Annotated in this window: 12 protein-coding genes; 9 read left to right on the top strand and 3 right to left on the bottom strand. The window is 27.1% G+C overall.

The genetic code is table 11. The features are described 5' to 3' along the window. Window positions 1–132: 132 nt before the first annotated feature. The 7 genes from lanM (CLVI_RS05135) (at window position 133) to CLVI_RS05165 (ending at window position 9,484) form a co-directional block, all read left to right on the top strand. The gene (lanM, locus tag CLVI_RS05135) at window positions 133–1,671 is read left to right on the top strand and encodes a type 2 lanthipeptide synthetase LanM (RefSeq protein ID WP_278320503.1); all 1,539 of its coding nucleotides are present in this window, start codon (window positions 133–135) and stop codon (window positions 1,669–1,671) included. Window positions 1,672–1,721: 50 nt separating this feature from the next. Further along, window positions 1,722–2,603: an ABC transporter ATP-binding protein gene (locus CLVI_RS05140; RefSeq protein ID WP_106059052.1), complete on the top strand. Its 882-nt coding sequence runs from the start codon at window positions 1,722–1,724 to the stop codon at window positions 2,601–2,603. Window positions 2,604–3,054: 451 nt separating this feature from the next. Continuing rightward, window positions 3,055–3,261 (top strand): plantaricin C family lantibiotic, encoded by a 207-nt coding sequence (locus CLVI_RS05145; RefSeq protein WP_106059053.1) that lies wholly within the window; start codon window positions 3,055–3,057, stop codon window positions 3,259–3,261. Window positions 3,262–3,484: 223 nt separating this feature from the next. Beyond that, window positions 3,485–3,670 (top strand): hypothetical protein, encoded by a 186-nt coding sequence (locus tag CLVI_RS05150; protein WP_106059054.1) that lies wholly within the window; start codon window positions 3,485–3,487, stop codon window positions 3,668–3,670. A gap of 14 nt (window positions 3,671–3,684) precedes the next feature. Then, window positions 3,685–4,413, top strand: a complete 729-nt coding sequence (locus CLVI_RS05155) for an ABC transporter permease (RefSeq protein ID WP_170065597.1) — start codon at window positions 3,685–3,687, stop codon at window positions 4,411–4,413. 26 nt (window positions 4,414–4,439) lie between these two features. Beyond that, on the top strand, window positions 4,440–7,334 hold the full coding sequence (gene lanM, locus CLVI_RS05160; protein WP_106059056.1) for a type 2 lanthipeptide synthetase LanM: 2,895 nt from the start codon (window positions 4,440–4,442) through the stop codon (window positions 7,332–7,334). Then, window positions 7,331–9,484, top strand: coding sequence for a peptidase domain-containing ABC transporter (locus tag CLVI_RS05165; RefSeq protein WP_106059057.1), 2,154 nt, complete (start codon window positions 7,331–7,333; stop codon window positions 9,482–9,484). The genes lanM (CLVI_RS05160) and CLVI_RS05165 overlap by 4 nt, the downstream gene beginning before the upstream one ends. Window positions 9,485–10,017: 533 nt before the next feature. Here the strand turns inward: CLVI_RS05165 and CLVI_RS17380 are convergent. From CLVI_RS17380 to CLVI_RS05175, 3 genes are all read right to left on the bottom strand, one after another. After that, window positions 10,018–10,194 (bottom strand): class II lanthipeptide, LchA2/BrtA2 family, encoded by a 177-nt coding sequence (locus CLVI_RS17380; RefSeq protein WP_170065598.1) that lies wholly within the window; start codon window positions 10,192–10,194, stop codon window positions 10,018–10,020. Window positions 10,195–10,224: 30 nt separating this feature from the next. Beyond that, complete coding sequence (locus CLVI_RS05170; RefSeq protein ID WP_106059058.1) at window positions 10,225–10,434, bottom strand: plantaricin C family lantibiotic; 210 nt, start codon at window positions 10,432–10,434, stop codon at window positions 10,225–10,227. Between the two features lie 284 nt (window positions 10,435–10,718). Next, window positions 10,719–11,444, bottom strand: a complete 726-nt coding sequence (locus CLVI_RS05175) for a LytR/AlgR family response regulator transcription factor (protein WP_106059059.1) — start codon at window positions 11,442–11,444, stop codon at window positions 10,719–10,721. Window positions 11,445–11,702: 258 nt separating this feature from the next. Between CLVI_RS05175 and CLVI_RS05180 the strand changes: the two genes are divergently transcribed. Continuing rightward, window positions 11,703–11,852, top strand: coding sequence for an AgrD family cyclic lactone autoinducer peptide (locus tag CLVI_RS05180; RefSeq protein ID WP_106059060.1), 150 nt, complete (start codon window positions 11,703–11,705; stop codon window positions 11,850–11,852). Between the two features lie 50 nt (window positions 11,853–11,902). Next, window positions 11,903–12,568 (top strand): accessory gene regulator B family protein, encoded by a 666-nt coding sequence (locus tag CLVI_RS05185; RefSeq protein ID WP_106059061.1) that lies wholly within the window; start codon window positions 11,903–11,905, stop codon window positions 12,566–12,568. The last annotated feature ends 78 nt before the right edge of the window (window positions 12,569–12,646 follow it).

Here is a 12,646-nt window from a genome sequence, read left to right on the forward strand (position 1 = left end):
TTTTACAAGTATCATCCATTCTTCTTTAGATCTTCTTTCTGCCATGCAAATTACCTCCTACTAAGTATAGGAGTATTATCACATTAATTTACTGCCAGTCCTAGGTGATGAGTTATTTGACGCTTACGATATATACTACTACATAGATTAGGAGTAAATGTGGAAAAAGATTTTTCGAAGGTTGTTTCTTCAGAAGTTGAAGATATCTTACAAGGAGATGTACCGTATTTTTATTCTTATATAGACTCAAATAAGATAAAAAACTCAAAGGATGAAAACACTGATATATTTCTTGATGAATCTCCTTTAGATAAAGTTCTTATGAAGATAAATAACTTAAGTGGTAAAGATAAGGAAAGGCAACTATATTTTATCCATATGTCATTTTTAGCTAAGACAACAAATTCCCATAAGGATGAAACTAATACGCTTTTTTCTAACAATATAGTAGATAATACTATAAATAATAATGAACTTAGGGAATTAGCTGTACAAATTGGAGACTATATCATTGATAAAAGCATTAGTGGATACAGTGAAAATAGATTAGATAGAACATGGATAAGCACTATATTAATAGGTAGAGATGAATGTAATTGGTCTTTAGCTCCTGTTGGGAATAGCCTTTATGATGGAAATTCAGGTATAGCTCTTTTTCTTGGGCACTTAAATAAAGTAACAGGGAAAAATCGGTTTATACAGGCAGCTAGCGAAGCTATAGAGGGAGTAATACATGAGATAGAGGTGTTAGATACTAAATATCCATTTTTAATAGGTCCTTATAACGGTATTTCAGGTTATTTATATTCTATTTATCAGATTTATAAAATTACAGAAGAACCTAGATTTTTAAATGTTATAAAAGAAAAGATACATTTACTTTATGAATTAATACCAAAAGATAAAAATATTGACGTTATTAGTGGTGTATCTGGAACTATAGGAGTTTTATTATCTATATATAATGATTCTAATGATGAAGATCTTAAAGAAAAACTACTTCATGCATGTAAGTTATGTTTTAAGCATATTAAAGAGTCTAAGATAGAGTTTTTTGGTGATTCTATTGCTTGGGGTAGTGGAGGAATATATGTTCCTTGTACTGGTTTTGCTCATGGTAATGCAGGCATTATTTCTTATCTTATAAAGCTATATAAAATAGTAAAGGATGAGGACATACTAGATATTATAAAGAAAGCATTAAATTATGAAAGACATTTTTATGCTCATGAACATAAAAATTGGTATTCTAGCGAAGAAAATAAGCACGTTAGTTTAGCTTGGTGTCATGGGGCTCCTGGTATACTTTTGAGTAGATTAATACTTAAAGAAAGTGGATATAATGATGACTATATAGACCATGAAATTAAAATAGCATTGGAAACAACTATGGAACAGGGCTTTGGTAACAATCCTAGCTTCTGTCATGGTGACTTAGGAAATCTTTCTATAGTTGAATATGCAGCAAAAGTATTGAAGGATAAAGACCTTCTGAATAGATGCACAAATACTTTTAATTTTATGTTTAATAATGTTTTAAAAGATAGATGGGGTAATGGAGTATTTAGTGGAACTGAATCTATGGGCCTTATGATAGGACTAGCTTCTTTTGGTTATGGATTATTAAGAGAAATAGATAAATCCTCAGTTCCAGAAATATTATGGTTTTAATAATAATTGCAAATTTTTGATGCGTAAATAATTATTTAGGAGGAGTTTTTATGACAAAGGTTCTAGAATTAAAGAATATAAGTAAAAAATATAAAGATTATTCGGCTTTAAATAAGGTGTCATTTTCATTAGATGAAGGAGAAATAATAGGACTTGTAGGACCAAATGGTTCAGGAAAAACAACACTTATGAGAATAATCGTAGGTCTTACTAAGAATTTTGAAGGGGAAGTTCTATTAGAAGATGGCACTGCTATAGGATGTGTAATAGAAACACCAAGTTTTTATCCATTTATGACAGGCTATGAAAATTTAAAGTACTTTGCAAGTATAAATGATGTAAGTATAGAAAAGGTAATGGAGACTACCGAGTTATTGGGATTAAAGGATGCTTTAAATAAGAAGGTTAAAGACTATTCTTTAGGGATGAAACAAAGATTAGGTATATTAGCAGCGCTTCTTAGGGATCCGAAGCTTCTTATTTTAGATGAACCGACTAATGGATTAGACCCAACTGGAATACATGAACTTAGAGAATATATAAAGGGAATAGCAAGAAAGAAGAAAATAACTGTTCTAATATCAAGTCATATATTATCTGAGTTAGAAAAGATATGTGATAAGGCTGTAATAATAAAGCATGGTGAAATAGTAGATGTATTAAAGATTGATGACTTTAAAAATTCAAGTGAAGTTATATTAACTATAGGAATTGAGAATGTAATAGATGCTTCAAAAATATTTAAAGATAATAATATTGCTATTTTCAAGAGTGATAAAGATAGTATATCTATATCGGTAAACAAGGAAGAATCAAATGGAATAGTAAATTTTTTAAATAATAATAATATAAAGTTTAATAGTTTATATGAGCAAAAGAGAACATTAGAAGATAAGTTCCTTGACTTAATGGAAGAAAATAACATTAAATAAAGTTTAAAATAGCCTTAGCATAATATGCTAAGGCTATTTTTATAGTACGTCCATCATCGACGGACTATAATGGGTAGAAAGTCACCAGTGCTTAAGATCAAACACATACATGAACACTAAGGGTGTCTATTAGGCGGTGAAATTTAAAGTCCAGTGTAGGTAAATTTCTGGCCTGACGGACATAAAATCTGATACACGGATTGGCGTGTATCAGACGGCGGGTAGTCACCGTCTCCTACTTGATTAAACATATATAAGTAGAAGAAATTATTACCTTTCAAAAACTACATATTTTTTGAGTTTATTAGAGTACATTAGTTCACAAATTACTTTTATTTAATAGTTAAGTATATAAATGATTTCTACCTTACAGATGAATATATAATTTAATCAATGAATGAGTTAGACAAAAGTAATTCATTAAATATTAAAAACAAAGGGGAAAAATCACATGAATAATAAGTTAATAAAGGATCCCGTATTAAGAGAAAAGATTAAAAACATAGAAGAAGATCCATCAGGAGATGCTATAGCGGAGTTAACTGAACAAGATTTAAATTCTTTAGCAGGGACAGGCTATTTATCTTACCTAAGTGTTTACCTTGGAAATAAAGGCGCGTACTGTACTTTAACTTTAGAATGCGGTTGTAGGCGTTAGAGTATTGAAAGATCAGTAATGTAATATTACTGATTTTTTTGTTTGTATCTGTAAATCATACTTTCAAAAATTACGTATTTAGTGATTAAATTTCTTATATGAAACTCAAAAATTATATAAATATAACATATAACTACATAGACCAAAATTTGAGGTTTATATGTTTTATAATTTAACTATAAATAGAATTAGTTAAAATAATAGATTAAAAGGAGGGAAAGTAATGCTAGATATAAACGCTTTTCTTGAAAATTCAAAAAGATTAGATAATAGTATAAATGATGATGTATTAACTGAATTGAGTAACGAAGAAGTTGATATGATTATGGCAGTAGGTAATTCAATTGAAGGTGGCAAATGGTTTTTAAATGAAGATATGAATTACCTAATTAATAAAAATATGATTTGAAGGGAGGAATAACTTTGATTAAGTTATTTAAATTATCAGTATTAGAATTACAAAAAATATTTAAGACTAAAGGTATATATTTGGGTATAGTAATAGCTATGCTTTTTTCAATAGCTATTGGTATTCAAGCTAAAATAGCACCTGAATCATTTAATAGTAAACATGTAATGAGTTTTTTCTCAACTATTTCAAATTTAGTTTTTATGGTATATGCTTCAAAATCTTTAGGGGATGAATTTCAACTTAAGACATCCACACAATTATTTACAAGTAAGCAATCAAGAGTAACAATAATACTTTCAAAAATCTTAAGTATTATATTATTATCATTAGTTATGGCCATTATAAGTGCTGTAATAATTATACTATTCAAATTTGTACTAAAAGAGCAACTAACAGTTACAATAGTTTTAAGCGATTTATGGGTTCAAATATATACTTTTGCAGTATATGCATTTGTTGTAAGTACTTTTGCTATTTTAGTAACTACGATTACTTTAAATACAACATCTACTATAGTAACGACATTAGGAGCATTTTTTATTGCCCCAAGTATAATTGCTATGATTATAGATAAGTTCCCAGAATTTGAAAATGAACTAAAGTTAATTCCATTTTATTCAGCAGATAGTCTTACAGCTTATCACAACGTAGGACTATTTGGAGTTATATTAATTATAGCTTTTGGAATTATAGTTCTTATTTCAAATATTATGCTTATTAAAAACATGGATTTAAGATAAAAATATACCTTGAAAGGGTTGGGAAAATGAAAGAACTTAAATATAAAGAATTTATAAATGAAATACTAAAAAATGATTATTCTAATCATTTATATGTGGAACAGGGTGTATTTGATAACTTTTATGTGCCTTTTCTAAGTTATATGGAAAATAAAGTGTTTGAGTTTCTACAACATAATATTTCTAATTTAAAGGTTAAGGAAGATACAGTACTTGAAAGTATACTATGTTCAAGTAAAGAAAGTTTAATAGAAGTAGCTTTAAAAACACTTATAACTGAATTTTATCAGAAGAAGTCAAATGAACGTTTAGGTGGGACTAGTTCTAAAGAAATTTATGAATCTTATAACTTATCCCTTAAAAATGTAGCTAATATAAAAGAGATTTTAAATAAGTATGAAGTTTTAAGTTATCTTATATATCAAAGAATTACAGCTAAGTATAATCTTATAGAAGAATCTATAACAAACTTAGTTAAAGATATAAGTAAACTAAGAATTAAGTTTAATAAAAAGTTTAGTAGTCTTGAAAGTATAAGCTTAAATAATGGAGACACTCATAATGGGGGCAAAAGTGTTCTGATATTTAATTTTGATAATGAAGAAAAGTTAGTGTATAAACCACATGGTCTTGAAGGTGATGAGGCCTTAAATAATATATATGAGTATATAAATGATAAGAAAACTTTAAAGACAAAGCTTTATAATACAAATATAATAAATAAAGGAATTTATGGATGGCAAGAGTTTATAAAATATGAATGTTGCTTGAATAGGGAAGAGCCTTCAAATTACTATTATAAAATAGGAGCTATCTTAGCTATATTTAATATATTAAAAACTGGAGATATACATTCTGAGAATATAATAGCTTCAAAGGATAATCCTGCATTAATAGATCTTGAAACCTTACTTACCAATGATAATACAGAAGGTTTAGAAGATAATTTGCTTTTAGCATACTTTTTAGAAATAAACGATTCTGTTTTAGGTTGTTATATTCTACCTCAAAATCTTGAATACTCAACAATCGATATAGATTTAAGTGGACTTTCTGGCGATGCTGGAAAAAAATCGAGTAAGATTACTTACTTAGAATTAAAGGATGCAGGTACTGATAAAATACGATTTGAAAAAGAGTTTGTAGTATCAACTGAAAATAATAATAAGCCTATAATGAATGGAAAAAAGTTAAATGCGTTAGAATTTACTTCCGAAATAGAGAGTGGATTTAAAGAGGTCTATTCCTTAATAAAGAATAATAAGCAAGAATTTTTAACGTTATTATATAGAGTTTTAAATAGAGGGGTATATCGTCAAGTTCTTAGACCAACATTTATATATAGTAAGTATCTTCAAGCTTCATACCATCCAAAGTATCTTAAGACATTTGAAGCTAGACTTAATTTATTTAATATTATAAAAGATAGTGATGCTAGAACCTTTAATAATAATAAGATAAAAAATGAAAAATGTCTTAAAGAAATTGAAAGCCTTATGGAAGATGATATTCCATACTTTGCTTCCGATTTTTCATCTAAGGCGTTATATGTAAATAGCAGTAGTATAATAGATAATTATTTTGTAACAACAATAAAAGACATAATAACAAAGAGAGATATTAATGATTTAACTATGAAAAAGCAAGTCGCTTATATTAGAAATTCTTTATTAACTACTAAAGAAGACATATTTCATAATGATTCATATAAAGGTGAACGCATAGCTATATCAAAGGATAATATAGATTTTTCTTTAAGATCTATCGGTGATTATATATATGATAGAGCCATATTTAATACAAATAAAACATCATGTACTTATCCTAATTTAAATATGCATGGAAATAAGATGTTAATAGGACCAATTAATTATTCATTGTATGATGGTGGCGGTCTTATACTTTTCTTATATGCCCTAGGAAAAGAACTTAAAAGTGATAAATACTTATCTTTAGCAAAGGCATCTTTAAAAGGGGTAGAAGAACTTACTATACAGGATAGTAATACACCTATGGCATCATCAGCATTTTCAGGAATAGGCTCATTAATATACATTTACTTCAATCTTAGTCATTTAATGAATGATGATAGCTTTCATGAGAAGTATATAAAATATATTAATGAATTTAATAATTATGAAATAGGTAAAATTGATAGTTTTGATTTGATTGGAGGAGCATCAGGCATTGTAATCTTAGCTTTAAATATATATAAGCAGTCAAAAGATGAAGTAGCTTTATCTGTAGCAAAGAAGTATGTTACATACCTTTATGATCATCTAAAATATAGTGAAAGATGGAATTATCTATCAGGATTTGCTCATGGATATAGCGGGTTTGCATTAGCTTTATTAAAGGCAGCATCTATATTAAAAAATGAAGATTATTATAATCTTTCGTTAAAAATAATTAAAAAAGAAGATTCTTTATATAGAGAAGATATTAAAAATTGGATAGATTTAAGAAGTAAAGATAATTCAGCTTTAAATTATTGGTGTCATGGAGCTGCTGGAATACTTTTAGCAAGAGTAAAGATGTCTAATTATATAAAAGAAGAACATAAGGAAATTGTAATGTGTAAAATTCCTGAAGCTTTAGAAGCATTTATAGCTAATGGATTTAAGAAATCATCAAATCATAGTTTATGTCATGGTACATTAGGCAATATAGATATATTAAGGACTATAGCCAAAGAACTTAATTTGCCAGAATTAGAAAATAAAAGTGAAAAAATATTTAAAGAGTGCATAAATTATATGGCAGAAGATGGTGTGAAGTATGGACTGTACGGTGCTTTAGGAATGGTAAACTTTATGACAGGGATTTCTGGTATAGGCTATAGTATTCTTCGCAAAAAAAATCCAACACTCCCGTCTGTATTAGCGCTTGAAGTTGTACGTAGGGAGATGATTAATAGATGAATATAAAACATCAAAAGAAAGTGCCTTATATTGAGCAAATGCAACAAACAGAATGTGGTTTATGTTGTGCTGCTATGATTTTAAGGTATTATGAAAGTAATGAATCATTATCTGAATTTAGAGAATATCTTGAAGCTGGAAGAGATGGCCTTAAAATCTCTCAAATAAGTGATTATCTTAAGAATAGGTCATTTGAGACACATATTTATAAAGCAAGCGTGAATAACTTAAAAAAACTTCCTATGCCATCTGTGGTATTTTGGAACAATGAGCACTTTGTAGTATTAGAAAAAACTACAAATTCTTATTTTGTAATAGTAGACCCTGCCTTTGGTAGAAGAAATATTAATATAACTGATTTTAAAGAACAATATTCTAATATAATTTTAACTATAACTCCTACAAAAGAGTTTGTTCCAAAAACAAAGAAACAAAATATATGGAAACCTATATTAAAGAACTTGTTAGAAAAAAAAATATTGTTTTTAAAAGTAATGTTACTTTCGGTAGTGACTTATTTTATAAGTATATCGATTCCTATGATGGTTCAATATCTAATAGATGAAATTGCATTGAAAAATAATCCTGCATTATTAAGTAAATATATTTTAATGGTTGTAGGGATAATTTCAATATTTGGAGTATTAACTTTAGTAAGAGGAAATAATCTTATAAAACTTCAAGTGGATTTTGATAAATATCTTAATAAGAGTACTATAAAAAAATTGCTTAAATTACCATATAAGTATTTTGAAGTTAGATCTAATGGTGATTTGTTATTTAGGTTAAATAGTTTGCATGTAATTAGAGATATTATGTCAGAGCAAGTGCTTCAAGGGGTACTAAATATAGGTGCATTAGTCTTCATATTAGTATATATGTCTCAACAATCAATAATACTTACTTTAGTAGCCATCGGTTTATTTTTAATAACGGGCCTTTTTATCCTTTATATGAGACCCATTATGATGGAAGCAAACCAATATGAGATAGTTGAAAGTACAAAGCTTCAATCACTTCAAGTAGAAACAGTTTATTCTATCCTTGGAATAAAAACTACAGCTATTGAAAAAGAAATATATAAAAATTGGGAAAATAAATATGAAAACGCTGTGGATAAATATAGTTATAGATGTAAAACTTTAAATATCTATAGTACAGTACTTTCGTTAACACAAACCATAAATCCTTTTATACTATTAACGCTCGGTATATATGAATATTTTATTGGTAAAGTTAGCGTAGGTGAGGTTATTGCCTTTTATTCACTAGCTAATACCTTCTTCTCAGCAGGAGTATCATTATTTCAAACATGGAATAACTTCCTTTTATCAACATCTTATCTAGAAAGATTAAAGGATATTACAGATGCAGAATCTGAATATAACCCTGAAAACCCACAAGAGTTAAAAGTATCTGGTGATATAAAGCTAGATAATGTTTCTTTTGCTTATACTAATACATCGGAGAATGTGATAAAAGATTTAAGTCTTCATATAAAGAAGGGACAAAAAGTTGCTATTGTAGGCGCATCAGGCTCTGGTAAGAGTACCTTAAGTAAGATTCTTTTAGGTCTTTATGAGACTTCAAAAGGAGATATTTATTATGATGATATTAACTTTAAATGTTTAAATAAACAAGCTATAAGAAGGCAATTAGGTGTAGTTCCACAAGATATATCTTTATTTAATAAATCTATATATGAAAATATAAAGATGAATAAAGAAAATGTAACTATGGATAATATAAAACATGCAGCAAATATTGCTCAAATAGCAGATGAAATAGAAAGTATGCCTATGGGATATCATACATTAGTTTCTGATATGGGACTTAACCTTTCAGGAGGACAAAGACAAAGAATAGCTTTAGCTAGAGCCATTTTAAGTAACCCTAAGATTATAATTTTAGATGAATCTACAAGTTCTTTAGACTCTGTAAATGAAATGAAAGTATCGAATTACTTTAAAGATATAGGATGTACACGTATAGTAATAGCTCATAGATTATCAACAATTATTGATTCAGATGTTATATATGTTATGAATAAAGGAAGAATAGTTGAATCAGGTACACATGGAGAATTAATGCTTTTAAATGGATTATATACAAATCTATATAGAGCTAAAGAAGAAAAAAAGGTAAGTTAAAAATAGAAGGTTAGATGTTAAAATCATTATTTTAACATCTAACCTTCTTTAAATATAATCCTTAATAGCAGATTTAATATATCCTGTTTTCTTTATTAAAAATTTCATCTAATAAAAGACTAACCACATTAGTAGGCTTTCTATTGGATTCATTAACTAGAACTGCTATATTATCATTAACTACTTTTCTAATACTAATAGTTGTACAAGGTATTCTTTTCTAGTTAATTTACTAGCCTTAAATAATCCATATTTATATTAGTTCTATAAATGTCTATATTGTTTGTAAGCTCTTTTTAAAAAAGTATCTATTTAAATTAGAAGATTTCTAAGGACTCTATTAGAAAATACTGAGGCTTCCATAGGTGTTAGTATAACATCTGCTAATCCAGTAGTAACTAAGGTACTATGACCTTGACGGTAATTATCTACTAGTAGTACCTTTTGAAAGACAAAGACTACTACTAGTGAATGTGTAAAGTTAACATAAAAAAAACCACCTATAAAAATAGGTGGTTTTTTGTTCTAAAGAATTAGCACTTAGAAGAACATTTAGTTGTTGGACAGAATGAAGCTGATACTGCTATTGAGATTGCTACTGTTACTGTTGGAGAAATTCCTCCTGTAGCATCTTTAACTTCAGTAACTTCCTTTAATTCATCTTCGTTAATTTCTCCTGCTGGATCTATAATCTTCTTTATATCTGACATATTATTTTTCCTCCTTAAAAATTAAAAATATTAGTTGCAATTTGCTTGACATTCTTTAGTTATAGTACAGAATGCACCTTTATTTCCAAGGTAAGCACTTATTGCAGAATATATACCTGCACCTGCTAAAGAGTTTAAATCTTGTTCATTTAACTCTGCTATAGCATCTCCTGATGGATTTTCTGCTATATTTTTAATCTTTGCTCTTAATACTGGGTCTTTTAATAACGTGTTATACATGTAGTTTTCCCCCTTACTTTTTATAATTAATGAATTATTTTTGTTTAACTCATTCATTAATTAAATTATAGATTAATATGTAAGGCAAAAAGCATTTATATACTGAACCATAAAATAAAGGTAATTTATGAAGAGAAGTGCTGAACTTGATGCGAAAAATATGTAGTTTTTGGAAGAAATTTTATTTTTCTATGGGCTAACATAGATTTAAATATTAGAATTGTTTTATTATACATATAAAAAGATAAGAATGCTTGCTACTAAGTTTAGCAACAAGCATTTAATTAACCTATTAAATTTTTTATACCCCTAGTAGAGATAAGACATTCTTCTCCATTTATCATATAAGCAATACGCTTTTTTCTATCTATTTCTTTAACGTTATCTTTATTAACTATAAAGGAATTATGACACCTACAAAATCGATTATCTAGCCTATCTTCTAATTCTTTCATGTTACTATAAAACTCTACTTGTCTATTTTTAGAACATAAGATTACTTTATGAATAGTTGAAGATGTTTCAAAAAAGATAATTTCATTAAAATCAACATTAATTATCTTATCTTGAACTTTAATAGAAAATACTTTTTGAAGCTCAGATGACTTAGTTTTATATTTTTCATGAGCATTTTTTATACATTCACTTATTCTTTGTTGTATATTATTATAATTATCTTTTATAATATAGTCCATAGCTTCAACTTTATATAGAAAAGTTAAATAACTCATTTCAGCATGGGTAGTTACAAAAACTATAAATCCTCTAGGATCATAATTTCTTATCTTTTCAGCTAAGGTAATTCCATTAAGATCAGAATGTAAATCAACATCTAAAAAGTATAAACCTGAAATGTTATTATACTCTATTCTATTTAGTATTTCATAAGGATCATTAGTACTTAACTCTAGTTCCATATCATAATTTTCGATTAGTATAATATCTTGTACAATATGTTCTAATTTTTCTTTTTGAGCTGCATTATCTTCACAAATAAAAATTTTCAGCATGCTTGTCCCCTTTTATTACTATATTTTTATGAAAATTTATCATAGATAAAATTTTGCTTTATTAAAATATTGTACCATAAACAATCTATATATTTTCAATTTTTATGCAAAAATAGCCAGTTTTTACTTATATCAGATTAAATATAACATTTTTTAGGTAAATGAAGGATATTTTTATTTTTTTATAAAAATAACTGTGGACGACGGTATACTGAATACATACAAAACAAATTTATTTTATAAAAGGTGGTTTTAATTATGAAGACTTCAGAGAAAGATAGTGTATTTTTAAAAAAGTTAGCTACAGGGTTCATAAAATTAGGGGATATTCATGCAAATAAATTCTCTACTTTGAGCTTTTTTTATGAACCTAAGATACCTACAAATTTATTGAAAAGTAATAAATAATATAATTACACGTATAGGGCGGATATTATTTATTATAAGCGGAGGATAATATGAAAATACAAATTCAACTATATTTTGATTTTTATGAATTTATAACAAGTAAATTATTAAATTACTTTAAAAATCATTTGATTTTAAAGTCATCAGAAATTGAAAAACTATATTTAGGCCTTATGGTTATATTGATAAATGTATTCAAGTTGATCTTTATAGCTACAGTGGCATTTCTTATAGGGACTATAAAAGAAGTACTTATATTATTTGTTATGTTTGGAGCATTAAGATTAACTGCAGCAGGTATACATTTAAAAAGCAATTTCGGATGTACTATTGCAAGTTTAGTTGCTTTTATTGGTAGTGCATATATAGCTGTAAATTATCCCTTAAGTCTTTCTTTAACATGTATAATAAGTATTATTTGTACAGTTTTTTTATATAAATATTCTCCAGCTGATACAGAAAATCGTCCTATATTAGGAAAAGAACATAGAAAAAAACTTAGAATTAAAGCAACAGCAACAGCAACAGCAACAGCAACAGCAACAGCAACAGCAACAGCTTTAACTTTTATATTTATAAATCTATTGTTATTAAATAAGGGGTTATTTAATTTAACAATGTTCACGTTAATCCTTCAAAGTATATGTGTTTTACCTTGTACTTATAAATTACTCAAAATAAGTTACAATAATTATGAAAAAAATGATTTTATTTAGTTTTAAGTACACATAATCTGGAATTATTCCTAATATTATGTGTATTTTTAATTTATTTTAATGTAATTTATATCTATT

This window comes from Clostridium vincentii, from assembly GCF_002995745.1.
Classification (GTDB): domain Bacteria; phylum Bacillota; class Clostridia; order Clostridiales; family Clostridiaceae; genus Clostridium; species Clostridium vincentii.